General features: G+C 72.7%; 23 protein-coding genes. 16 read left to right on the top strand and 7 right to left on the bottom strand.

Annotation, left to right across the window (positions count from 1 at the left end):
* Positions 1-3 precede the first annotated feature (3 nt).
* The 7 genes from sufC (at position 4) to ACZ58N_RS12395 (ending at position 5,368) form a co-directional block, all read left to right on the top strand.
* Positions 4-768: a Fe-S cluster assembly ATPase SufC gene (gene sufC / locus ACZ58N_RS12365; RefSeq protein WP_471158099.1), complete on the top strand. Its 765-nt coding sequence runs from the start codon at positions 4-6 to the stop codon at positions 766-768.
* On the top strand, positions 765-2,021 hold the full coding sequence (locus ACZ58N_RS12370) for a cysteine desulfurase (protein ID WP_471158101.1): 1,257 nt from the start codon (positions 765-767) through the stop codon (positions 2,019-2,021). The genes sufC and ACZ58N_RS12370 overlap by 4 nt, the downstream gene beginning before the upstream one ends.
* 36 nt (positions 2,022-2,057) lie before the next feature.
* A complete protein-coding gene (sufU, locus tag ACZ58N_RS12375) occupies positions 2,058-2,519 on the top strand; it encodes a Fe-S cluster assembly sulfur transfer protein SufU (RefSeq protein ID WP_471158103.1) in 462 nt (153 codons plus the stop codon).
* Positions 2,516-2,860 (top strand): metal-sulfur cluster assembly factor, encoded by a 345-nt coding sequence (locus ACZ58N_RS12380; RefSeq protein WP_053681645.1) that lies wholly within the window; start codon positions 2,516-2,518, stop codon positions 2,858-2,860. The genes sufU and ACZ58N_RS12380 overlap by 4 nt, the downstream gene beginning before the upstream one ends.
* A 170-nt stretch (positions 2,861-3,030) precedes the next feature.
* Positions 3,031-4,446, top strand: coding sequence for a DUF3616 domain-containing protein (locus tag ACZ58N_RS12385; RefSeq protein WP_471158105.1), 1,416 nt, complete (start codon positions 3,031-3,033; stop codon positions 4,444-4,446).
* Between the two features lie 65 nt (positions 4,447-4,511).
* Positions 4,512-4,835 carry a DMT family transporter gene (locus ACZ58N_RS12390; RefSeq protein ID WP_471158107.1) on the top strand — a complete coding sequence of 108 codons (324 nt, stop codon included), beginning with the start codon at positions 4,512-4,514 and terminating at the stop codon, positions 4,833-4,835.
* Positions 4,835-5,368, top strand: coding sequence for a TetR/AcrR family transcriptional regulator (locus tag ACZ58N_RS12395; protein ID WP_471158109.1), 534 nt, complete (start codon positions 4,835-4,837; stop codon positions 5,366-5,368). The genes ACZ58N_RS12390 and ACZ58N_RS12395 overlap by 1 nt, the downstream gene beginning before the upstream one ends.
* Positions 5,369-5,405: 37 nt before the next feature.
* Here ACZ58N_RS12395 and ACZ58N_RS12400 read toward each other — a convergent pair whose 3' ends face one another.
* Entirely contained in the window at positions 5,406-6,281 is an 876-nt protein-coding gene (locus tag ACZ58N_RS12400; RefSeq protein ID WP_471158111.1) for a winged helix-turn-helix transcriptional regulator, read from the bottom strand.
* Between the two features lie 91 nt (positions 6,282-6,372).
* Between ACZ58N_RS12400 and ACZ58N_RS12405 the strand changes: the two genes are divergently transcribed.
* Entirely contained in the window at positions 6,373-7,602 is a 1,230-nt protein-coding gene (locus tag ACZ58N_RS12405) for an MFS transporter (protein ID WP_471158332.1), read from the top strand.
* A 9-nt stretch (positions 7,603-7,611) separates the two neighbouring features.
* Complete coding sequence (dapD, locus tag ACZ58N_RS12410) at positions 7,612-8,592, top strand: 2,3,4,5-tetrahydropyridine-2,6-dicarboxylate N-succinyltransferase (protein ID WP_471158113.1); 981 nt, start codon at positions 7,612-7,614, stop codon at positions 8,590-8,592.
* 105 nt (positions 8,593-8,697) lie between these two features.
* On the opposite strand, the gene ACZ58N_RS12415 is transcribed toward dapD, so the two are convergent.
* A complete protein-coding gene (locus ACZ58N_RS12415; RefSeq protein WP_471158115.1) occupies positions 8,698-8,952 on the bottom strand; it encodes a hypothetical protein in 255 nt (84 codons plus the stop codon).
* A 251-nt stretch (positions 8,953-9,203) separates the two neighbouring features.
* Positions 9,204-11,045, bottom strand: a complete 1,842-nt coding sequence (locus ACZ58N_RS12420; protein ID WP_471158117.1) for an endonuclease/exonuclease/phosphatase family protein — start codon at positions 11,043-11,045, stop codon at positions 9,204-9,206.
* 399 nt (positions 11,046-11,444) lie between these two features.
* Between ACZ58N_RS12420 and ACZ58N_RS12425 the strand changes: the two genes are divergently transcribed.
* Together ACZ58N_RS12425 and ACZ58N_RS12430 are read left to right on the top strand one after the other, a co-directional pair.
* Entirely contained in the window at positions 11,445-12,965 is a 1,521-nt protein-coding gene (locus ACZ58N_RS12425; RefSeq protein ID WP_471158119.1) for a hypothetical protein, read from the top strand.
* 223 nt (positions 12,966-13,188) lie between these two features.
* Positions 13,189-14,628 (top strand): alkaline phosphatase PhoX, encoded by a 1,440-nt coding sequence (locus ACZ58N_RS12430; protein WP_471158121.1) that lies wholly within the window; start codon positions 13,189-13,191, stop codon positions 14,626-14,628.
* A 40-nt stretch (positions 14,629-14,668) separates the two neighbouring features.
* On the opposite strand, the gene ACZ58N_RS12435 is transcribed toward ACZ58N_RS12430, so the two are convergent.
* From ACZ58N_RS12435 to ACZ58N_RS12450, 4 genes are all read right to left on the bottom strand, one after another.
* Positions 14,669-14,842, bottom strand: a complete 174-nt coding sequence (locus ACZ58N_RS12435) for a hypothetical protein (RefSeq protein ID WP_471158123.1) — start codon at positions 14,840-14,842, stop codon at positions 14,669-14,671.
* A gap of 101 nt (positions 14,843-14,943) precedes the next feature.
* A complete protein-coding gene (locus ACZ58N_RS12440; protein WP_471158125.1) occupies positions 14,944-16,200 on the bottom strand; it encodes a TerD family protein in 1,257 nt (418 codons plus the stop codon).
* A gap of 62 nt (positions 16,201-16,262) precedes the next feature.
* Positions 16,263-16,484: a hypothetical protein gene (locus tag ACZ58N_RS12445; RefSeq protein WP_471158127.1), complete on the bottom strand. Its 222-nt coding sequence runs from the start codon at positions 16,482-16,484 to the stop codon at positions 16,263-16,265.
* 225 nt (positions 16,485-16,709) lie between these two features.
* Entirely contained in the window at positions 16,710-18,233 is a 1,524-nt protein-coding gene (locus ACZ58N_RS12450) for an aldehyde dehydrogenase (NADP(+)) (protein ID WP_471158129.1), read from the bottom strand.
* 143 nt (positions 18,234-18,376) lie between these two features.
* Between ACZ58N_RS12450 and ACZ58N_RS12455 the strand changes: the two genes are divergently transcribed.
* From ACZ58N_RS12455 to ACZ58N_RS12475, 5 genes are all read left to right on the top strand, one after another.
* A complete protein-coding gene (locus tag ACZ58N_RS12455; protein ID WP_471158131.1) occupies positions 18,377-19,264 on the top strand; it encodes an IclR family transcriptional regulator in 888 nt (295 codons plus the stop codon).
* A gap of 214 nt (positions 19,265-19,478) precedes the next feature.
* Positions 19,479-20,225, top strand: coding sequence for a hypothetical protein (locus ACZ58N_RS12460; protein WP_471158132.1), 747 nt, complete (start codon positions 19,479-19,481; stop codon positions 20,223-20,225).
* Positions 20,225-20,461, top strand: coding sequence for a hypothetical protein (locus ACZ58N_RS12465; protein ID WP_471158134.1), 237 nt, complete (start codon positions 20,225-20,227; stop codon positions 20,459-20,461). Before ACZ58N_RS12460 ends, ACZ58N_RS12465 begins: the two co-directional genes overlap by 1 nt.
* Positions 20,462-20,573: 112 nt before the next feature.
* Positions 20,574-21,869, top strand: coding sequence for a sensor histidine kinase (locus ACZ58N_RS12470; protein WP_471158334.1), 1,296 nt, complete (start codon positions 20,574-20,576; stop codon positions 21,867-21,869).
* Entirely contained in the window at positions 21,866-22,531 is a 666-nt protein-coding gene (locus tag ACZ58N_RS12475) for a response regulator (RefSeq protein WP_471158136.1), read from the top strand. Before ACZ58N_RS12470 ends, ACZ58N_RS12475 begins: the two co-directional genes overlap by 4 nt.
* The last annotated feature ends 54 nt before the right edge of the window (positions 22,532-22,585 follow it).

Below are 22,585 nucleotides of genomic sequence, written 5' to 3' on the forward strand. Positions count from 1 at the left end.
TCCATGGCAACGCTTGAAATCCACGACCTGCACGTCTCCGTCGAGGCCGAGAACGGCGCCCGCGAGATCCTCAAGGGTGTCGACCTCACGGTCAAGCAGGGCGAGACGCACGCCATCATGGGCCCCAACGGCTCCGGCAAGTCCACGCTGGCGTACTCGCTGGCCGGTCACCCGAAGTACACCATCACCGGTGGCACCGTGACCCTCGACGGCGAAGACGTCCTGGAGATGTCCGTCGACGAGCGCGCCCGCGCCGGCGTCTTCCTCGCCATGCAGTACCCGGTCGAGGTCCCCGGCGTCTCGGTCTCCAACTTCCTGCGCACCTCCGCCACCGCCATGCGCGGCGAGGCCCCCAAGCTGCGCACCTGGGTGAAGGAGGTCAAGTCCGCGATGGAGCAGCTCCACATGGACCCGGCCTTCGCCGAGCGCAATGTCAACGAGGGCTTCTCCGGCGGTGAGAAGAAGCGCCACGAGATCCTCCAGCTGGAGCTCCTCAAGCCGAAGATCGCGATCCTCGACGAGACCGACTCCGGCCTGGACGTCGACGCGCTGCGCATCGTCTCGGAGGGCGTCAACCGGGTCCGCGAGACGGGCGAGGTCGGCACCCTGCTGATCACGCACTACACGCGGATCCTGCGCTACATCAAGCCCGACTTCGTCCACGTGTTCGCGAACGGTCGGATCGCCGAGTCCGGCGGCGCCGAGCTCGCGGACCAGCTGGAAGCCGAGGGCTACGACAAGTACGTGAAGGGTGGCGCGACCGCGTGACACAGCTGCCTGGCCTCCTCGACATCGAGGCGATCCGCAAGGACTTCCCCCTGCTGGATCGTGTGGTCCACGACGGGAAGAAGATCGTTTATCTGGACAACGCGGCGACCTCGCAGAAGCCGCGCCAGGTGCTCGACGCGCTGAACGAGTACTACGAGCGGCACAACGCCAACGTCCACCGCGGCGTGCACGTGCTCGCCGAGGAGGCCACGGCGCTGTACGAGGGCGCTCGCGACAAGGTCGCCGCCTTCATCAACGCACCGAGCCGCAACGAGGTGATCTTCACCAAGAACGCCTCGGAGTCGCTCAACCTCGTCGCGAACATGCTCGGCTGGGCCGACGAGCCCTACCGGGTCGATCACGACACCGAGATCGCCATCACGGAGATGGAGCACCACTCCAACATCGTCCCGTGGCAGCTGCTCTCGCAGCGCACCGGCGCGAAGCTGAAGTGGTTCGGCCTCACCGACGACGGCCGGCTCGACCTGTCCAACATCGAAGAGGTCATCACGGAGAAGACGAAGATCGTCTCCTTCACGCTGGTCTCCAACATCATGGGCACCGTCAACCCGGTCGAGGCCATCGTCCGCCGCGCGCAGGAGGTCGGCGCGCTGGTGCTGATCGACGCCTCGCAGGCCGCTCCGCACATGCCGCTGGACGTCCAGGCCCTCGGCGCCGACTTCGTGGCCTTCACCGGCCACAAGATGTGCGGCCCGACCGGCATCGGCGTGCTGTGGGGCCGCCAGGAGCTGCTGGAGGACCTGCCCCCGTTCCTCGGCGGCGGCGAGATGATCGAGACCGTGTCGATGCACTCGTCGACGTACGCCCCGGCCCCCCACAAGTTCGAGGCGGGTACCCCCCCGATCGCGCAGGCCGTCGGCCTCGGCGCGGCCGTGGACTACCTCACCTCGATCGGCATGGACAAGATCGCCGCGCACGAGCACGCGATCACCGAGTACGCGGTCAAGCGCCTCCTTGAGGTGCCCGACCTGCGGATCATCGGCCCCACCACGGCCGAGGACCGCGGCGCCGCGATCTCGTTCACGCTGGGGGACATCCACCCGCACGACGTCGGCCAGGTGCTCGACGAGCAGGGCATCGCCGTCCGCGTGGGTCACCACTGCGCGCGTCCGGTCTGCCTGCGGTACGGAATTCCCGCGACGACGCGGGCGTCTTTCTACCTGTACTCCTCTCCTGCCGAGGTCGACGCGCTGATCGACGGGCTGGAGCACGTACGGAACTTCTTCGGATGACGACGAGTCGGACGACAAGAGGCTGACGAGGACGCTGTGAAGCTGGATTCGATGTACCAGGAACTGATCCTGGACCACTACAAGCACCCGCACGGGCGTGGCCTGCGCGACGGCGACGCCGAGGTGCACCACGTCAATCCGACGTGCGGGGACGAGATCACGCTGCGCGTGAAGTACGACGGGCAGACGCTCACCGACGTCTCCTACGAGGGCCAGGGCTGCTCCATCAGCCAGGCGAGCGCCTCCGTACTGAACGAGCTGCTCGTCGGCAAGGAGCTGGCGGACGCGCAGAGGATCCAGGCCGTTTTCCTGGAGCTGATGCAGTCCAAGGGCCAGATCGAGCCCGACGAGGCCATGGAGGAGGTGCTGGAGGACGCGGTCGCGTTCGTCGGCGTCTCCAAGTATCCGGCGCGCGTGAAATGTGCTCTGCTGAGCTGGATGGCGTGGAAGGACGCGACCGCCCAGGCACTGGGCGACGCGGAGAGGAAGACGGCATGACCGAGAACGCGACGCCCGAGGCGTCGATCAAGCCGGCCAGCGAGGAAGAGGTCCGCGAGGCCCTCTACGACGTGGTCGACCCCGAGCTGGGCATCGACGTCGTCAACCTGGGCCTGATCTACGGCATCCACGTCGACGACGCGAACATCGCGACCCTCGACATGACGCTGACCTCCGCGGCCTGCCCGCTGACCGACGTCATCGAGGACCAGGCGAAGTCGGCGACGGAGGGCATCGTCAACGAGCTCCGCATCAACTGGGTCTGGATGCCGCCGTGGGGCCCGGACAAGATCACGGACGACGGCCGTGAGCAGCTGCGCGCGCTCGGCTTCAACGTCTGAGCGACGGACACCCCAGGAGGGCCCCCGGCACGGTCGTGCCGGGGGCCCTCGCTGTTCTCCGGGCGGGCTGTTCGCCGGCTGGACGGGCACCGTGCACCGGGAGTTCGCCGCCGTGGCCGAACCTTCTCGACGGCCGTCACGCAGTGACGCAGCACACGAGAGGAACACCTGTGACCCTTCGCCTTGCACCGGGACGCCGCTGGGGCACCGCCGGAGCCGCCGGAGCCGCGGCCGTGCTCCTTGCCGGGCTCACCGCGCCCGCGTCCGCCCACGCCGCGGGCGGCCCCGGGCGCGACCACACCGCCCCGACGATCGCCCTGTCCGCGACGCACCTGAGCGGGGCGGTGGGAGCCGTCGGCGACCCGACCGTCACGGTGGACGTGGAGCAGCAGGGCGTACCGGCCGGTTTCCTGCGGCTGAGGGTCGTCTCCTCCAGCAACCCGGCCGTCGCGCGCGCCGGGGACGTCCGGCAGGTGCGCACGGGGAACGGCGACCGCAGGCTCACGGTGACCGCCCGCGCCCAGGGCCGCACCGATCTGACCCTGGAGGTCACCGGCCGCGGCGGGAGGACCGCCACGGCGATCCTCTCCTACGCCGCTTCGGCGCGGACCGCGGACGCGGCCGGCACCCGCTACCTCACCGGCTCCTCGGACGCCTCGGCCGCGGTCGACGTGGGCGGCGGGCACGTCCTGGTCGCCGACGACGAGTCCAACGTGCTCCGGTTGTACGACCGGTTCCGCTCGGGCGGTCCCGTGAAGACCTGGGACCTCGGCCCCGCCCTGGGGTGGAAGAAGGAAGCCGACATCGAGGGCGCCGCACGGGTCGGCGACACCGTCTACTGGACGGGCTCGCTCGGCAACAACAAGGACGGCAAGTACAAGGCCGAACGGAACACCGTCTTCACCACGCGGATCACCGGATCGGGCGCGGCGACCGAGGTCACCTTCCGGTCCGCCTACAAGGGCCTGCGCGAGGACCTGGTGGCCTGGGACGCGGCGAACGGGAACCGCTACGGCTTCGCCGCCGGTACGGCGGCCGGCGAGGTGCCGAAGCAGATCGACGGCTTCAACGTGGAGGGCCTGGAGTTCGCCCCCGGCTCGACGACCACCGCCTACCTGGGCTTCCGGGCCCCGCTCGCCCCGGCCGTACCGGGGGGCAAGGCGCTGGTCGTGCCCGTGACCAACATCGACGAGGTCGTGGCGGACGGGGCCCGGGCCGTGTTCGGCCGGCCGATCGAGATGGACCTCGGCGGGCTCGCGGTGCGCGACATCCGCAAGAACGCCGCGAACCAGTACCTGATCCTGGCCGGCTCCTGGGCGGCCGACGACAACTCCGACCCGTACGCCCTCTACCAGTGGGACGGGGTGGCCGGACACGCCCCGAAGAAGCGCGCCGACCTGCCGACCGGGGACCCGGGCGGCTGGGAGGCCGTGGTGAACGTCCCCGACCTGCGGGCGCGCGGGGCCCGGGTCCAGCTGATCACCGACAGCGGCTCCGCCGACCTGTACGGCGACGGGACCGAGGCCAAGGACCTGGAGCACCCGGAGTGGAAGAAGGCCCGGTCCGCCTGGTTCACCCTGCGCTGATCTCTACCCCGGCGGCCGTCCCTTCGTGTGTACGCGTGTACGCATCGATATGTACTCTTGTACGCATGCCCTACGTACTGCTTGCCGCGGCGATCGCCGCCGAGGTCGCCGGCACCACCGCCATGAAGTACAGCGACGGATTCACCCGGCTGTGGCCCTCCCTGGGTACGGTGCTGGGTTACCTCGTCGCGTTCACGCTGCTGGCCCAGACGCTGAAGTCGATGTCGGTGGGGACCGCGTACGCGATCTGGGCCGGCGTCGGCACGGCCGCCATCGCCGCGATCGGCATGGTGTTCATGGGGGAGGCGGCCACCGTCGCGAAGATCGCCGGGATCGCCCTGATCATCGCCGGGGTGGTCCTGCTCAACCTGGGCGGGGCGGCGCACTGATGCCCGCCGGAACGCGCCGCTACGACCCGGACCGCCGGCAGCGGATCATCGACGCCGCGATCCGGGTGGTGGCGGCCAAGGGCATCGCCGGGCTGAGCCACCGCAGCGCGGCGGCGGAGGCGGACGTGCCGTTGGGCTCGACGACCTATCACTTCAAGACGCTGGACGACCTGTTGGTCGCCGCCCTGCGGCAGGCGAACACCGGGTTCGCGCTCGTGCCCGACGTACGGGACGGTGACCTCGCGGGCGCCCTCGCCCGGTTGCTGGGCGAGCTGCTGGCCACCGACCGGGGCCGGGCGGAGCTGGAGTACGAGCTCTACCTGGCCGCCCTGCGCCGGCCGGCGCTGAGGCCGATCGCGGCGCAGTGGTGCGGGGACTTCGCCGCCGGCCTCGCGCGGCACACCGATCCGGTGACCGCGCGGGCCCTGGTGGCCGTGGTCGACGGGATCTGCCTGCAGGTGATGCTGACGGACACCCCGTACGACGAGGCGTACGCCCGCGAGGTGCTGTCCCGGGTGCTGGGCGGGCGCTGAGCCGGGCCCACCCCGGACGCGGGCCCGGCGCCGGGGCTCAGGACGCGCCGCGGACCGCCTCCAGGGCCGCCGCCACGCTCGCCTCGATGTCCCGCACCGGGTGGAACACCTCGCGCACCGTCCGGTCCCGGTCCACCAGCAGCGTCAGCCGCTTGATCCGGGTCACCCCCGCCGCGCGGAAGGTCGGCAGCCGCAGTGCCGTCACCAGGTCGAGTCCCGCGTCCGACAGGAGCGGGAAGCGCAGCTTCTCCTGCTCCGCGAACTCCCGCTGCTCGTCGGGGCGCTGGGTCGAGACCCCGTGCACGGTGGCGCCGGCCGCGGTGAACTCCGCGAGCTGGTCGCGGAACGTGCACGACTCCAGCGTGCAGCCCCGCGCGCCGGGGATCCCCGCCCAGTCGGGCGGGTAGGACTCCGGACGGGCGTACGCGCCCGGGAAGCAGTACAGGACGGTGAAGGGCGTGTCCGCGACCGGGTCGCGGAGCTCGCCGAACCGGTCCGGCAGCAGCAGCTCGGGCAGTCGGGTGCCGCGCAGCGCGTGGACCCGTACCGCCTCCTTGGAGGATTCCTCCGTCGTCGCCGTCATCTCTCCCTCTCCCAGGACCCAGGTGTCACCCCAGTCCTGGAGGGCCACCAGGACGGGCAGCAGGCCCCGTCCGCGCGGGGTCAGCCGGTACTCGTGCCGCACCGGGCGCTCCTGGTACGGCTCGCGCGTCAGCACCCCCGCCTCGACCAGCATCTTCAGCCGCTCGGTGAGGACCTTGCGGGACATGCCGAGTTCGCGCTGAAGCTCGTCGAAGCGGTGCAGGCCGCGCGCGGTGTCGCGCACGATCAGCAGCGTCCACCAGTCGCCCACGACGTCGAGCGCCTGGGCGATGGAACAGTCCGCGTCGCCGAGGTGCGTGCGCTGGGCCATGGGTACTCCTTCGTCCGTTGACCCCAGGCTGTCATGCTGACATAGTCCGTTCCTAAAGGGAACTTACTCAGGATTCGGGGGGCACGGTGTGCTGCAGGGGTTCAAGGACGTACCGAGGGTCGTGTGGCTGCTGGCCGCGGGGGTGTTCGTCAATGCCGTCGTCAGCTTCACATTCGTCTTCGTCTTCCTCTACCTGACCGGCCCCCGCGGCCTCGGCGCCGCCGAGGCGGGCGTCGTCACGGGGATCGGGGGCATCGGGCTGGTCGCCGGCAACTTCACCGGCGGCTGGTACGGGGACCGCTTCGGCCACCGCCGCGTCCTGCTCGTCGCCTCCACCCTCGGCGGCCTGACCCTGATGGCCTTCCCGCTGCTCGGCACCCCGCTGCTGTACGCGGCCCTGCCGGCGGCGCAGTACGCCGCCGGGGTGGTCCGCGCGGCCAACGCGGCCCTGGTGGCCGTCACCGTCCCCGAGGGGAACCGCCGCCAGGCGTTCGCCGTCGTACGCTGCGCGGCCAACGGTGGTTTCACCCTCGGCCCGCCGCTGGGCGCCCTGGTCGCGAGCGGCCTCTCGTACGAGTGGCTCTTCGTCGGCGACGGCCTCGGCACCCTGTTCCTCGCCCTCTGGACCGCCCGGGCCGTACCCGCCCGGGGCGCCGTCCGCAAGGGCGCCGCGGCCCCGGACGGGGGTCTGGGCCGCGGCGTCCTCGCGGAACTGCGGGCCCGCCCCACCGTGCCGGTGCTGCTCGTGGCGATCATGGTGGTGGACGTCGTCTACCGGCAGCAGTACTTCACCTTCCCCGTCTTCCTCGCCGACCACGGCCTCGACGTGCGCGCCTACGGTCTCGTCATCGCCCTCAACGGAGCCGTCGTCCTGCTGCTGGAACTGCCCGCCGCCGTCGCCCTGCGCGACCGGCCGCCGCTCGCGGTCATCGGCACCGGACTCGTCCTCGTCGGAGCCGGGTACGCGGTACTGATCGCGGGCGCCGGGGCGGCGACCGCCATCGCGATGATGGTGCTGCTGAGCCTCGGCGAGATCCTCTACAAGACCACCGCCACCGCCTACGTCGCCGACCAGGCCCCCGAGCACGCCGCCGGTCGGTTCCAGAGCCTGTACGCGGGGGTCTCGGTCTGCGGCGTCGTCATCGGGCCCTCCGCCGGCGGAGCCGTCCACGAGGCCGCTCCCGGGCTGCTGTGGCCCCTGTGCGCCGCGCTGGCGGGCGGCGCCGGCGCGGTCGTCATCGGGCTCTGGCTGTGGCAGGCCCGACGCGCCGCGCGACCGTCACATGAGACCGGTTCGCGACCGCGGGCCGTCGCCGGTTAGGTTTCGGGCATGACTGCTACGCGTACCACCGGCGCCGTCGCCGCCGGACTTGCCACCCTCACCGCCGACGGCACCGTCCTCGACACCTGGTTCCCCGCCCCCGAGCTGGTCTCCGAGCCCGGCCCGGCCGGAACCGAGCGCCTCACCGCCGAGCGCGCCGTGGAGCTGCTCGGCGCCGCCGCGGCCAAGGCCATCCGCTCGGACGCGGTCCGCGGTGTCGAGGTCGTAGCCGTCCGCACGGTGATCGCCTCCCTGGAGGACAAGCCGCTCGACGCCCACGACGCGTACCTGCGCCTGCACCTGCTGAGCCACCGCCTGGTCAAGCCGCACGGCCAGAACCTGGACGGCGTCTTCGGCCTGCTGACCAACGTCGCCTGGACCTCGCTGGGCCCGGTCGCCGTCGACCAGGTCGAGACCGTCCGCCTGAACGCCCGCGCCGAGGGCCTGCACCTCCAGGTCACCTCGATCGACAAGTTCCCGCGCATGACCGACTACGTCGCCCCCAAGGGCGTGCGGATCGCCGACGCGGACCGCGTCCGCCTCGGCGCGCACCTCGCCGAGGGCACCACCGTCATGCACGAGGGCTTCGTCAACTTCAACGCCGGCACCCTCGGCACCTCCATGGTCGAGGGCCGCATCTCCGCGGGCGTCGTCGTCGGCGACGGCTCCGACATCGGCGGCGGCGCGTCCACGATGGGCACCCTCTCGGGCGGCGGCAAGCAGATCATCTCCATCGGCGAGCGCACCCTGATCGGCGCCGAGGCCGGCGTCGGCATCGCGCTGGGCGACGAGTGCGTCGTCGAGGCGGGCCTCTACGTGACCGCGGGCACCCGCGTCACCCTGCCGGACGGCCAGATCGTCAAGGCCCTGGAACTGTCCGGCGCCAACAACATCCTCTTCCGCCGCAACTCGGTGACCGGTGCCGTCGAGGCCCGCCCGTACAAGGCGGCCTGGGGCGGCCTCAACGAGGTCCTGCACAGCCACAACTGACCCTCGCGGGCCGGTACGCGCGGAGCCCCCACCCGACCGGGTGGGGGCTCCGTTCGCTCGTCCGGTGCGCCCGGGGCAGGGCCCGGCCGGGTCGCGGGGAGGGCGTCAGCGCAGCGGGATCGTGCGGACCAGGCCGGCGAAGGCCTCCTGCTCCGCCTCGGTCAGCTCCACCGATTCCATCGGGTGCGACTGCGGACCGCGCTGGGCCGGGATGACCGACAGCCCCTCGTGGGCGGCCGGCTCGGGGTGGTGGAAGCGGCTGTCCCACAGCATGTGGCCGAGGCCGATGATCCACACGAGCGCGGCCACGAACAGGATCGCGAGGCCGATTTCCTGGGCGGGTGAGATGGAGGGGAACACGCGGTCCTCCGCGGGGTGCGAGCGGGACGAGCCGGTACGAATACGGGTGGAAGATCGGGCGTGCGCATACTCAACCACCACAACCGGCCCATTCGGGAAGGATGTGGCGAGGCTCACGCCAGTGCCGAAAGTCCCTGGTTGTCCCGGGACGCCCACCGTGACGCACCCGCCCGCCGCCGCCGTTCCCACCCCGGAACGCGGGCAGGGGGCCCGGGCGGGACGGCGCCCGGGCCCCCTGCGGTCCGTGGGAACTACGGACGGAAGCGCAGCACCTGCGGGTCGTGGTCGCTGTTCTGCGCCGCGAACTCCGCGTTGATGTGCACGCTGTCGTACGTGAAGTTCTTGATCGCCGGGCTGGTCAGGATCTGGTCCAGCACCTGCGCGTTGCCCTGGTACACGTAGGAGTACCGTTCCGCCTTCGGCAGCGACTTGATCGCCGGGTACAGCGCGCCACCGTCCGCGAGGGCGTCCGTCGTCGCCGAGAACTCGAAGTCGTTGATGTCACCGAGGACGAGCACGTTGGCGTTCTTCTGCGCCGCCAGGACGTCCTTGACGAAACCGTTCACCGCCTGGGCCTGGAGCAGGCGCTTGGCCTCCGAGGAGCGCACCGGGGGCTGGTGGTGCGAGGTCAGGCCCTCGTCGCCGCCCTTCGAACCGAAGTGGTTCGCGATCACGATGACCGGCTTGCCCTTGAAGGAGAACTCGCCCGCGAGCGGCTTGCGGCTGTCGGCCCACGCGGGGTTCGCCGGGTCGACGCGGCCGGGGGAGCGGGTCAGCGCGGCCTTGCCGTTCACCGTGGTCACGCCGGTGGCCGTCACCGCGTCGCCCTGGGCGCGCTCGGTGAAGGAGACCCGCGCCGGGTTGAAGAGGAACACCTGACGGATGTTGCCGCCGGGCTCGCCGCCGTCCTTGTTGTTCTCCGGGTTGACGGTCCGCCACTGGTAGGCCGGGCCGCCGGCCGCCGCGATGGCCGCCGTGAACTTCGTCAGCGTCTGCTCGGCCGTGACCACGCCGTCGTTCTTCGCGCCGTTGTCGTCCTGGATCTCCTCCAGGGCCAGGATGTCCGGGGAGGCGAGGTTCTCCACGACGGCCTTGGCCAGCGCGTCGAACTTCTCCTGCGGGTCGGTCGGGTCGAGGTTCTCGACGTTGTACGTGGCCACCGCGAGCTCGTTCGCCGCCTGCGCCTTGGTCTTCTCGGGGGCGAGGGTGCCCGCCTTGACGGTGCCCAGGGTGCGCGCCACCAGCGTGTAGCCGCCGAACTGGTTGAAGTCCAGGGGGCCCTCGGTGGTGCCGGTCAGCTTGTCGCCGACGTTGGCGACCGGGAAGGGCTGCTGCGCGACGGGCGCGAGCTGCTGGATCTGGAGGCGGCCGGTGTTCTGGGACTCGTACGAGCCGTAGATCGTCCCGCCGCGCTTGGCGGCGTTCTCCCATCCCTTCACCGTGACCCAGAGCTCGGAGTACGGGTCGGTGGCGCCGACGACGCGGGAGGTGCCGATCTTGACGTTCATGCCCTCCAGCGACTCGTAGAAGTCGAGCGCGTAGCGCGAGGGGTCCAGGGCCAGGCCGTTGATGCTGCCGCCGGCGGCGGCGTCGCCGGCCGGCGCGTACTCGGCGGGGACCGTGTACTCGTTGATGGCGGTGGCCTGGGGCAGGGCGTTGCCCGAGGAGACCACGGTGACCGTCGGCTTCGAGATCTGGGTGGCCGACTGGTTGCCGGAGTTGACGCCACCGGGGACGTACTCGCCGACCGTGCCCGAGACCTTGACCGCGTCGCCGACCGCGACGGTCGGGACCGAACTGGTGAAGACGAAGACGCCCTCGCTGGTCGCGGCGTCGTCGTCGGCGTCCGGATCCTGGATCCAGAAGCCCCGCGAACCGTACGTGCGCACGCCCGTGACGATGCCCTCGACGTCGGCGACGGCCTTGCCGTTGAGCGGGGATATCCGGGTCGTGCCCTGGATGTCGTGAATGCGTATCGGATCGGCGGACACGGCGCCTTCGGCCGCGTCGGCGGTACCGACGAGCAGGCCGGTGGCCAGCGCGGTGGCGACGAGGGCCGCGACGGCGGCGGAACGGGGATGCGAGGAGCGCATGGGCGGGAACTCCGGTGTGTGGAGGAGGTGGAGGGTGAACCCTGAGGGTCCCGATACATCTACGCGCGTCAATTTCCTGGGTGACCATCGACGTTGTCAAGGCCTCCAGGGGATACAGCGGTCGACTGTGGGATGAACCAAAGGCGATGGCCCCCCGGAGCTGCCCGAATTGCGTCTACGCTGGGTCGCCGTACGAGGCCTGACGGCCCGGCACCGGCTCCGGAACGGGCCCCTGCGGGGGCGCGTCCGGGCGGTTCGTCCCGTCGGGCCGCCGCTCCGTCGCCACCCGTCCCCGTCCCGTCGCCGCAACACCCCGCCGCCCCCGGCCCCACCCATTCCGCTTCAACGCACCACCGCTTCAACGCCCCACGTCCCGTCGTGTCCGAGGAGAACCACCCCATGTCCGCAGAGCCGCACCCCACGCTGCCGCCGGTACGGCTGCACTCCGATGCGGAGCTGGCCCGCGACGCCCTCGTCGCCCCGCTGTTCGCCCGTGCCGTCCGGCTCGCCCGCTGGGCCGGGCCCGACACCCGCGTCGACGTCGGCGGTGAGCTCGTCGCCGAGCAACTGCCCGAGGCCGCCGCCGTGCTCGGCCTCGACCCCGCCGACGAGGACGGGCCGGTCCACGCGAGTCAGGCCTGGCGGGTGGCCGTGGACACCGGGCTGGTCGACGTGACCGAACCCGAGGAGGACACCGGCGACGGCGCGGAGGACGCGGAGCCCGAGTACGGCACCGCCGCCCCGGGAGAGGACCTCGCCCTGCTGGCCGGCGGGGCCCCCGGCGACGTGCTCGACCTGTGGTTGGCGGCCCTGGACACCGTCCTCGCGGACGCCGCCGTGCCCGACCTGGACGACCTCGTGGACGCCATGGACGCGGGCGGCGAGATCGACTTCGACCGGCTGGACTGGAACCCGCAGCGCGAGGCCGACTTCCTCGACGGCGTCCTCGCCAACCTCTACCTGCTCAGCGTCGCCGAGGGCGGCGCGGGCGAGGCGCCGGTTCCGCTTCCCGTGCTCGCCGCGTCGATGATCGTCCCCGACGACATGGGTGACCCCAGCGACGCCGTCCTGGAGCAGGTGTCGGACGCGATGATGCGCCTCGACGACCAGTTCCGTCAGTTGGAGCCGATCGGACTGGTCGAGTTCCGGCCCGTCGACGAGGCCCTGATGGTGGAAGCCGAGGAGTTCCCCGCGACCGGGGACACCGACGCCCCCGGCACGGCGGCGGAATCCGGTGGGTGGGACGACGATGACGAGGACGTCTCCCGGTACGGCATGGTCCGACTGACCCCGCTCGGCCTGTACGGCGTGCGCGCCCGCATGCTGGAGGCCGGGGTCGAGGCCCCGGCGATCGGGGAACTCACCGACAAGGGCGCGGACACCCTCCTCGACACGGTCTCCTTCTACCCGGAGAGCGCCGCCCAGGCCGAGATGGAGCACTGGCTGGCCGGTCGCGACCTGCCCGCGGCGGTCGCCGAACTCCTCGCGGCGGCCCGCGGGGTGGACGAGGGCGGCCCGCTGCGCCGGCTGCGCTGCCAGCAGGCGCTCGCCCCCGCCGGACCGGAGGCCGAGGAGGCCGTCCGGGCCGTGCTGGACGACGCGGAACTCGGTGGGCTCGCCCGGGTCTGGCTGGCCGAACGCGGCGCGGCCGACGTACCGGCGCCGGACGGGACCATGGTGTTCTGGCTGACCGTCGACACGATCGCGGCACAGCTCGCCGCCGACGGCGAGACGGAGGAACTGCCGCTGCTGATGCAGTCGTTGACGGAACACCACACGGGCTTCTTCGACCAGGTCTGGCGGACCGAGCACCCGGCGACGGCGTACGTCCTGGAGGCCATGGGCCGACTGCACCCGGACAAGAAGGCGGCCAAGGAGGCCCGCAAGGCCGCGTTCAAGGCCCGCTCCCACCGGCACTGACCCGCCGGGCCCGCCTACGGGCCACTTCGACCGGGGGACGCGTCCGGCGACGCGTCGGGGATCCACAACAGGCCGTTCCCCTGGTCGGAGTGCGCCATTCCGGGCCCTCTCAAGGGGACGCTCCGCATTTCTGGGTAGTTCAGCGGCCGTTCACGTACGGGCGGGAGCGTGTGCGCCGACGACCGTACGTCAGGCGCACCACCTCCCCACCCCTGGAGACCCGATGCCCCTCAGTCGTAGAGACTTCACCACCCGCACCGCCCTCGCCGGGGCGGGCGTCGCCCTGACCGGAACGGTCGGCGCGCTCGCCACCGCCCCCGGGGCCCTGGCGGCCGGTGACGGAACGCGGCACGACGAGCAGGGCCGCCCGACCGGCCCCGGGTACGGCCCGCTCCTCCCGGACCCCGCCGGAATCCTCGCGCTACCGGCCGGGTTCACCTACCGGGTGATCACCCACTGCGGCGTCACCACCCTCGAAACCGGAGAGAGCACTCCCTCCCACCACGACGGCACGGCCGCCTTCGCGGGGCACCGGGGGGTCACCCTCCTGGTGAACAACCACGAGATGAAGGGCCCGCGCACGGGCTGGATGCACCCCGTCCCGCTCGCCGAGGGGCTCGTCTACGACCCGGCCGCCGCGGGCGGCTGCACGGTCGTCGAGGTCCGGCGCGGCGGAGAGGTCGCCGAATGGGTGGGCATCGCCGGCACCTCCACCAACTGCGCGGGCGGCTCGACCCCCTGGGACACCTGGCTGACCTGCGAGGAGAACTCCGACCTGGCCGGCAGGAACGGCATGACCAAGGACCACGGCTACGTCTTCGAGGTCGACCCGTGCGACCGGCGGGCCAACCGCGACCCGCGCCCGATCAAGGCCTTCGGTCGGTACGACCACGAGGCCGTGGTCATCGACCCGCGCCAGGGCCACGCCTACCTCACCGAGGACGCCTCCGGCCCCAACGGACTGCTCTACCGCTGGACCCCGCCGCACGGATTCCGGCACGGGCGCGGCAAACTGCGCACGCTCGCCGACGACGCCGGAGTCCTCGCCGCCGCCAAGTGCTTCGACAGCTCGGGCCGCTTCGTCGACGACCTCTCGCGGGCGACCCGGATCGGCACGGTGTACGGGGTCGACTGGGCGCCGATCGCCGACCGCGACGCCCGGACGGTACCGGTGCGCAAGCAGTTCGCCGACGGCGCCATCACCCGGGGACGCAAGCTGGAAGGCATGTGGTGGGCCGACGGCGGGGCCTACTTCGTCTCCTCGTACGCACGGGAGGAGAGCCCGGGCGCCGCGCACGACGGCCAGGTGTGGTTCTACGACCCCAAGCGGCGGACGATCCGACTGACCGTCCTCATCGGGGTGAACGCCGACCCGTCGACCGGCGGCGGATACGACGGCCCCGACAACATCACCGTGTCGCCGTACGGCGGGCTGGTCATGGCGGAGGACGGCAGCGGTCTCCAGCACCTGTTCGGCGCCACGGAATCGGGCCGCACCTATCCGTTGGCGCGCAACGAGCTGAACATCGGATCGGCCGAGGAACCCGAGTACTCGGAGTTCACCGGGGTGTGCTTCTCCCCGGACGGCCGCACCCTGTACGCCAACCTCCAGGACCCGGGCATCATGTTGGCCGTCACCGGGCCGTGGCGGCGCGGGCACTGAGCCCGCGCGGCGCGCGAGGGGTGGGTGCGGCGTGGCCCGGCTACTGGGCCGAGGTCGCCCCGGCGTGGGCCGTGGCCCACTCCTCCAACAGGAACTCGTAGGCGTCCGAGGGCCACTCGCCGTCCACCCGCGTTTCCACGAGGTGCCGGATTGCCTCGTTCGCCTCGGCGGCGGACGGGCGCGCGGGACCCGCGGGCCGGAGTGTCTTCTGCATGGGTCAAGGCTACGGGCGGGCACCGGCGCAGACTTCCGTATTTCGGGTGTGGTCGATCACCCGGTACGGCCGCCTGTAGCGCCATGTGCCCGCCCACCTGCTCAGAGTGCCTGTGAACCGGGCTTCACCATGCCGCGCACTGTGCGGGACTTCACAAAGTCCCCGAGGGCCGTCATCTCCCATTCGCCGGAGAACTGCTTGATCAGCTTCGCCATCATGACGCCGGTCTGCGGTTCGGCGCCGGTGAGGTCGAAGCGCACCAGCTCCTCGCCGCTCGCCGCGTCGATCAGTCGGCAGTAGGCCTTGGCGACTTCGGAGAACTTCTGCCCGGAGAAGGAGTTCACGGTGAAGACGAGGCCGGTCGCGTCGGCGGGCAGCCGGCCGAGGTCCACGACGATCACCTCGTCGTCCCCGGCACCCTCTCCGGTCAGGTTGTCGCCGGAGTGCTTGATGGAGCCGTTCAGGATCGACAGCTTGCCGAAGTAGCAACTGTCGAGGTGGTTGCGCTGCGGGCCGTACGCGATGACGGACGCGTCGAGGTCGATGTCCCGGCCCCGGAACGCGGGCTCCCACCCCAGGCCCATCTTGACCTGCGACAACAGCGGGCGGCCGCCCTTGACGAGGGACACCGTCTGGTTCTTCTGGAGGTTGACCCGCCCCTTGTCGAGGTTGATCTTCCCGGCGCCGGGCGAGGCGGCCACCGGCGGGGCCGAGGCGGGCACGGGCGGGGCCGACGGCGTGGTCGGGGCCGTGGGGGTCGTGGGGCCGCCGACCCACGGGGAGACCGGGTGCTGGGTGGGCGGGGCGGGCGGAGCCGGGGGCGCGGCCGGCGTCACCGGGGCGACCGCGGCCACCGGAGCCGGCTCGTCCTCCACGGAGACCCCGAAGTCGGTCGCGATCCCGGCGAGGCCGTTGGCGTACCCCTGGCCGACCGCGCGGACCTTCCACGCGCCGCCCCGCTGGTACACCTCGACGACCACGAGCGCCGTCTCGGAACCGAGCTGCGGCGGGGTGAAGGTGGCGATCACCGAGCCGCCGACCGCGTCCCGCACGGTGGCGGTGGGCTCGACGCCCTGGAAGGTCTGCCCGGCGGCATCGGGGCTGGCCGTGACCACGATGCGCTCGATGCCCGGCGGCAGCGCGGCGGTGTCCACGGTGATCGAGTCGGGCGCCGACCCGCCTCCGGACCGGTAGGTGATACCGGGGCCGGACGGCTGGTTGTAGAAGATGAAGTCGGCGTCGGAACGCACCTTGCCGTCCGCCGTGAGGAGGAGCCCCGACACGTCGAGCCGCACCGGGGCAGCCACGTCCACCGTCACACGGGCGGTATTGAGCGGCAGGTTGGAACCAGGGGTCATAGCGGTCATGCCGGGTGAACGACCGGAGGGGCTTTGCCGTTCCCTTACCCTCGCCGCCAATTTCAGTGGCGGTTGCGCGGGTGGTTCTTCGCCATGCGTTCGTTGCCGAACTTGTAGGCGCCGGTCCAGCGGGCCATGACGAGCTGCGCGTCACCGGACTCCACCTCGGCCAGGAACTTGGCGGCCCGGCCACCGCGCAGGGTGCCCGCGTCACGGCCCCGGTGCGTGATGACCACGGTCCCGTCCCGGTGCGTCTCGTACGTGAATCCGTGTGGCTTCGGCATGGGTGGCAGCCTGCCGGGGCGCGGCCGGGCGGGCAACGCAATTACCGGCGCCCGGCCCGGGGTCGGGGCCGGGGGGTCGGGCCGCGCGGCAGATGCTCGTGCTGCCTGCCTGCCTGCCTGCCTGCCCTGCCTGCCTGCCTGCGCGGTCGTGTGCCGAGCAGTCGCGGGGCGGGCCCGGCGCCGGTGCGCCCGCGCCGGTGTCCGGCCCGCGCCCTGCGCCCCGGGTCAGGCGCCGGTCACGCGGCGCGGGACGCCGAGGGGGTTCGCCTCGCGCAGTTCCGGGGGGAGCAGGGCGTCCGGCACCGACTGGTAGACCACCGGGCGCAGCCAGCGCTCGATGGCGGTGCCGCCGACCGAGGTGGAGTGGGAGGTGGCGGCCGGATAGGGGCCGCCGTGGTGCTGGGCCGGGGCCACGGCGACCCCGGTGGGCCAGCCGTTCACCACGATCCGGCCCGCGAGCCGCGTGACCTGCCCGATCAGCTCGGCTGCCGGACCCGGCGCCCCCTCGCCCTCGGCGCGGGACAACTGGAGGGTCGCGCTCAGGTTCCCGCCCAGGCGACCCAGCACGTCGGCAGCCTCGTGCTGCCCGCCGTACCGGACCACGACGGTGACCGGGCCGAAGCACTCCTCCAACAGCAGCTCGTGCCCGGCACCGTCCAGGAGCTCGCGGGCGGTGACCGCCAGGAAGCCCGGTACGACGCCGTGCTCGCCGTGCGGGCCCGCGGCGACCGGGGCGGCCACCCCGGGCAGGGTCGCGCGCTCGCGGACGCCCGCGAGGAAGTTCTCCCGCATGCGGTGGTCGAGGAGCACGCCCGGTTCGCCGTCCCCGAGGGCCTTGGCGAGCGCCGCGGTCAGCCGGTCGCCGTCCGCGCCCTCGGGCACCAGGACCAGTCCGGGCTTGACGCAGAACTGGCCCACGCCCAGGGTGACCGCCCCCGCCAGCCCGGTGCCGATCTCCTCGGCGCGCTCGGCGGCGGCCGCCGGCGTGACGACGACGGGGTTGAGGGAGCCCAGTTCGCCGTGGAAGGGGATCGGTACGGGGCGGGCCGCGGCCGCGTCGAACAGGGCCCGCCCACCCCGTACGGAGCCCGTGAAACCCGCGGCGGCGACCAGCGGGTGGCGGATCAGCTCCGGGCCGGCGTCGAACCCGTGGATCAGGCCGACCACTTCGGCGGGCAGCCCGGCCGACACGGCGGCCCGGCGCAGCAGTGAGACGCACAGTTCGGAGGTGGCGGGGTGGTCGGGGTGCGCCTTGACGACGACGGGGCAGCCCGCGGCCAGGGCGCTCGCGGTGTCGCCGCCGGGCACGGAGAAGGCCAGCGGGAAGTTCGAGGCGGCGAAGACGGCGACCACGCCCAGCGGCACCTTGTAGCGGCGCAGTTCGGGGCGGGGCGGGGTGAGTGAGGGGTCGGCCCGGTCGACGCGCACGTCGAGGTGGGCCCCCTCGTCGACGGCGTCGGCGAAGGCCCGCAGCTGTCCGGTGGTGCGGGCCAGTTCGCCGGTGAGCCGGGCGGGGCCCAGCGCGGTCTCGGCGTCGGCCGTCGCGACGACGAGGTCGACGGCGCCGTCGAGGAGGTCGGCGGCGCCGCGCAGGAAGGCGGCGCGTGCGGTGGCGTCGGCCAGTGCGCCGCGACCGGCGTGCGCGGCGCGTACGGCGTCGTCCACCTCGCGCGGTGTGGCTTCCGCCGCAACCCGTTCGCGCTGCTTCCCGGTGCGGGGGTCCACACTCCAGACTGGTGTCGCTGCCATCGCCCGCTACCTCCTGGATCGTTCAGTATTCTGAACGCCGTTCCGGTGGATGAATGATCACTTCTGCTGCGGAGCCTATTTCCGCGTCCACCGCGTGACAAGAGGCGATCAGAGCCGACCAGGACCAGAGGGGAACGAGGCGTATGACGACAGCCGAGCCGGAGGGCCCTGCCGCCGCGGAGGACGAGACGGGCGGGGAAGGCGTGGAAGGCGTGGAACGTGCGGTCGGGGTGGGCGGCACGGACGGCGGGGAAGGCTCGGGTGGCCTCGCGGGCGGCCCGGCGGCGCCGGTGAAGTCGGCGGTCCGAACCGTGCTGCTGCTGGAACACTTCGCGGCACGACCGGGCCTGCACAGCCTCGCCGACATCCAGAACGACCTCTCCCTGCCCAAGTCCAGTCTCTACATGCTGCTGCGCACCCTGGTGAGCCTGGGGTGGGTGGAGACGGACGCCACCGGCACCCGGTACGGGATCGGCGTCCGCGCCCTGCTGGTCGGCAGCTCGTACATCGACGGGGACGAGGTCGTCGCGGCGGCCCGGCCGACCCTGGACCGGCTCTCCGACGACACGACCGAGACCATCCACCTGGCCCGGATGGACGGGACGAGCGTCGTCTACCTCGCCACCCGCCAGTCGCAGCACTACCTGCGGCCCTTCACCCGGGTCGGACGCCGACTGCCGGTCCACTCGACGGCGCTCGGCAAGGCGCTGCTGGCCACGCACACCGACGAGGAGGTGCGCAGGCTGCTGCCGCGGCGGCTGGAGGCCGTCACGCAGCACACCATCACCGACCGGGAGCAGCTGGTGGAGGAGCTGGCGCTGGTGCGGGAGCAGGGGTACGCCGTGGACCGCGAGGAGAACACGCTCGGACTGCGCTGCTTCGGGGTGGCCGTGCCGTACCGCACTCCGGCCCGGGACGCGGTGAGCTGCTCGGTGCCGGTGGCCAGGCTGACGCCGGGGCACGAACAGGTGATCAAGGCCGCGCTGTTCGAGGCCAGGGACCGGCTGTCCGTGGTGACCCGGCGCATGTGACGGGGGACGGGAACTCCCCGGGCGGGGGCGGACTCGGGGCGGCGCGGTGACGGGGTGACAGGGTGGCGGGACCCGGGGGCGGGCGCGGTGAGGGGACTCGGCGCCGGCGGGACCCCGGGTGACGGGCCGGGATGGGGATACCTCCCCCACGTGGGGGAGACGGTTCACCTTCGTGGGGGAGGTGGCGGGGCCGCGGGCAAGGGACCGTTGGCGCATGACCACACGAGTGCTCCGCCCCACGTACGCGAAACGGCCGCCGGTCCCCGCTCCGGGCACGGGCCGGCGGATCCTGCGGGCCGTCGCCCTGGCTTCGACGGTGCCCTACCTCGCCCTCAAGGCGGCCTGGGTGGCGGGGAGTCACATCGGGATACCCGAGGGCAGCGTGTTGCGCGAGCACGGTCCTGTCGTGGTCGCGGCGAACACGGCGACCCTGGCCATGGACGCCTGCCTCATCGTGCTCGTGCTGGTGCTCACCCGACCCTGGGGCATGCGTGTACCGGGATGGCTGCTGACCGTCCCGGTGTTCGTCGCCACCGGTCTGCTGACCCCGATCCTCATCGGTTTCCCGGGGCAGATGCTGATCCGAGCCGTGGGGCTCGGAGCCGGGGAGGCCGTGCGGGCGGCGCGGGAGCCCTTCCTCGATCCGTGGGTGTTCACCGTCGTCCACGGGGGCTTCACGATCCAAGGCCTCGCCCTGCCCGGTCTGTTCCTCCCCTATGCGCGGGAGCGTTGGGGCGGGCGCGGCCCGGGTGCGCCGCGGCGTCGGTTCCCGTCACCCACGGGGGTGGTGGCGGGAACCGTCGCGGTCCTGGGCGCCGCGGTCGGCGCGGTACACCTGTACTGGGGCTTCGGGGGACGGCCTGGCTGCCCGCCGCGCGCGTCGCGGAGCACTCCGCGGAGACGGGTGTGGTTTCGGTGGCCCACGGGGCGTGCGCGCTCGCCGCCGGGGTGGGAGCGGTGATGCTGGCGAGGGGCGCGAAGCGTCGGGCGCGTTGGCCGCTTGCCCTGACCTGGGTCGGTGGGTCCGCGGCCGCGGCCTGGGGGCTGTGGATGCTGACGATGCAGCTCGGGTTGGACTTCGGTCCGACCGAACCGCCCACCGGCGTGATCACGCTGACGTACGCCGGCCAGACGCTCACCGGATTGCTCGCGGCCGCCGTCCTGATCCGGTACCTCGGATCCGAGCGCGAGGCCTGAGCGGGAGGTGATGATGGGGGCCGGGGCCGGGGTCGGGGCCGGGGCCGGGGCGGGTGCGGGGGACGGAGCCGTGAGTTCGGTGGGCGGGAGCGTGGGGACGGGGGCGGCGGGCCTGTCACGGCTTCGGGGGGTGGCGGGGGTGCGGGTTCGGCTGCGGTGGGTGCACCTGATCCTCGGCGGCGCCATGCTGATGCCCTACTTCCTCCTCGCCGATGTCGGAACCGGCATGTTCCTCGGTGGGGGCCAGGTGCTCAATTCGCTGCCGAGGGCCCTCCTCAGCTACGCCGTGGCCCTTCCGATGGCCGCCGCCACGGCCCTGTTCGGGCCGGTCCGGCCGCTGTCGGTGGCCGCCGTACGCGCCATGTGCGGGGTACCGGGGGAGCGGCTGGCCGAGGGGCCCGCCCGGTCCTGGGCCGCGCGGTGGCGGGCCTCGGCCTGGTGGACCCTGCACCTGGGGGTCGGCGCGCTGGTCAGCGGGCTCAGCCTGGCGCTGCCGCCGATGGCGGTGCTGCTGATGGTGCTGCCCTTCTCGGAGCGGCTGCGGGAGTCCCCGGTCGCAGGGGGCTGGTTCCGTACCGGGGACGCCGTGTACGCGGCCCCCCTGATCGGGGCGGGAATCCTGGTCGGGCTCGCCCTGTGCGCCGTCGGGGCCGGCGCGCTGCTGGCCCGGTGCGCCCCCCTGCTGCTCGGACCGACCGCTGCGGACCGGCTGGCCGCCGCCGAGGAACGGGCCGCCGACCTGGCGGTGCGCAACCGGCTGGCCCGGGAACTGCACGACGCCGTCGGGCACGCGCTGAGTGCCGTCACCCTCCAGGCGAGCGCTGCCCGCCGCGTCCTCGACCGCGACCCGGAGTTCGTCCGGGAGGCGCTCGCCGCGATCGAGGACACCACCCGGCGCACGGTCGGCGAGCTGGACGCCGTCCTCGGTCTCCTGCGGGACGGCGACCCGGCCCGCGCCGAGGCCGTACCCGCCCCGACCCTGGCCTCCGACCTCACCGGGCTGCTGGCCCGCACCCGGGCCGGCGGCACCGACGTCACCGCCCACGAGGACCCCGGACCGACCGGTGACTGGTCGCACCTGCCCGCCATCACCTCCCGCGAGGCCTACCGGATCGTCCAGGAGGGGCTCAGCAACGCCCTGCGCCACGGCGCGGGCCCCGTCGTCCTGTCGATCGCCGTCCGCGTCCGCGACGCACACCGTGAACTGGAGATCACCATGACCAACCCGCCGGCCGTCCTCCCCGCCCCGCACGCGGGAGGGATACCGCAGTCGCGCACGGGCGGTGGCCGCGGACTGCGGGGCTCCGCCGAGCGGGCCGTGCTCCTCGGCGGCCTCATCGAGACCGGACCGGACGACGGGCTGTGGCGGCTGCGCGCGGTCCTGCCGCTCGGCGGGGGCGCGCGATGAACCGGCCGCCGCTGCGCATCGTCCTCGCGGACGACGAACGCATGGTCCGTACCGCCCTCCGGGTCATCCTGGAGGCCGAACCGGACATGCGGGTCGTCGGCGAGGCCGCCTCCGGCGCCGAGGCGGTGTCGGTGGTTCGCTCCCTGGCTCCCGACGTGGTGCTGATGGACGTCCGGATGCCCGGGACGGACGGCATCCGGGCGACCGAGCAGATCCTGCGGACCATGGAAACGCCGCCGAGGATCGTGGTGGTCACCACCTTCGAGAACGACGCCTACGTGTACGACGCGCTGCGCGCGGGCGCCGCCGGGTTCCTCCTCAAGCGGGCCGAACCGGACGAGTTGATCGGCGCGGTCCGTCTCGTCGCCCGTGGGGACTCGCTGCTCTTCCCGTCAGCCGTCCGCACCCTGGCCGCGGCGTACGCGGCGGCGACCCCGCCCGCCGCCCCGGCCTGGGCGGCCCGGCTGACGGAGCGGGAGGCGGACGTCCTGCGGTTGATGGCCACGGGCCTGTCCAACCACGAGCTGAGCGAGCGGCTCGGGGTGGGACCGCAGACCGTCAAGACGCACGTGGCGTCCGTCCTCGCCAAGACCGGCTCCCGCGACCGGACGCAGGCGGTCATCGCGGCCTACGAGGGGGGCTTCATCATGAAGAAAGACTGAGAACCCCGCCACAATCGGGGCAGAGCGGAACGCCCGGGGCCATTGGTGCGTCCT

It is taken from the genome of Streptomyces sp. NPDC040432, from assembly GCF_055595445.1.

Coding starts and splice junctions, on each gene's coding strand:
- ACZ58N_RS12465 (WP_471158134.1), top strand. CDS start 20,225: ATGCTGGCGAGGGGCGCGAAGCGTCGGGCGCGTTGGCCGCTTGCCCTG.
- ACZ58N_RS12420 (WP_471158117.1), bottom strand. CDS start 11,045: ATGCGCTCCTCGCATCCCCGTTCCGCCGCCGTCGCGGCCCTCGTCGCC.
- ACZ58N_RS12475 (WP_471158136.1), top strand. CDS start 21,866: ATGAACCGGCCGCCGCTGCGCATCGTCCTCGCGGACGACGAACGCATG.
- ACZ58N_RS12460 (WP_471158132.1), top strand. CDS start 19,479: ATGACCACACGAGTGCTCCGCCCCACGTACGCGAAACGGCCGCCGGTC.
- ACZ58N_RS12425 (WP_471158119.1), top strand. CDS start 11,445: ATGTCCGCAGAGCCGCACCCCACGCTGCCGCCGGTACGGCTGCACTCC.
- ACZ58N_RS12445 (WP_471158127.1), bottom strand. CDS start 16,484: ATGCCGAAGCCACACGGATTCACGTACGAGACGCACCGGGACGGGACC.
- ACZ58N_RS12390 (WP_471158107.1), top strand. CDS start 4,512: ATGCCCTACGTACTGCTTGCCGCGGCGATCGCCGCCGAGGTCGCCGGC.
- ACZ58N_RS12450 (WP_471158129.1), bottom strand. CDS start 18,233: ATGGCAGCGACACCAGTCTGGAGTGTGGACCCCCGCACCGGGAAGCAG.
- ACZ58N_RS12400 (WP_471158111.1), bottom strand. CDS start 6,281: ATGGCCCAGCGCACGCACCTCGGCGACGCGGACTGTTCCATCGCCCAG.
- dapD (WP_471158113.1), top strand. CDS start 7,612: ATGACTGCTACGCGTACCACCGGCGCCGTCGCCGCCGGACTTGCCACC.
- ACZ58N_RS12430 (WP_471158121.1), top strand. CDS start 13,189: ATGCCCCTCAGTCGTAGAGACTTCACCACCCGCACCGCCCTCGCCGGG.
- ACZ58N_RS12440 (WP_471158125.1), bottom strand. CDS start 16,200: ATGACCCCTGGTTCCAACCTGCCGCTCAATACCGCCCGTGTGACGGTG.
- ACZ58N_RS12380 (WP_053681645.1), top strand. CDS start 2,516: ATGACCGAGAACGCGACGCCCGAGGCGTCGATCAAGCCGGCCAGCGAG.
- ACZ58N_RS12455 (WP_471158131.1), top strand. CDS start 18,377: ATGACGACAGCCGAGCCGGAGGGCCCTGCCGCCGCGGAGGACGAGACG.
- ACZ58N_RS12435 (WP_471158123.1), bottom strand. CDS start 14,842: ATGCAGAAGACACTCCGGCCCGCGGGTCCCGCGCGCCCGTCCGCCGCC.
- ACZ58N_RS12395 (WP_471158109.1), top strand. CDS start 4,835: ATGCCCGCCGGAACGCGCCGCTACGACCCGGACCGCCGGCAGCGGATC.
- sufC (WP_471158099.1), top strand. CDS start 4: ATGGCAACGCTTGAAATCCACGACCTGCACGTCTCCGTCGAGGCCGAG.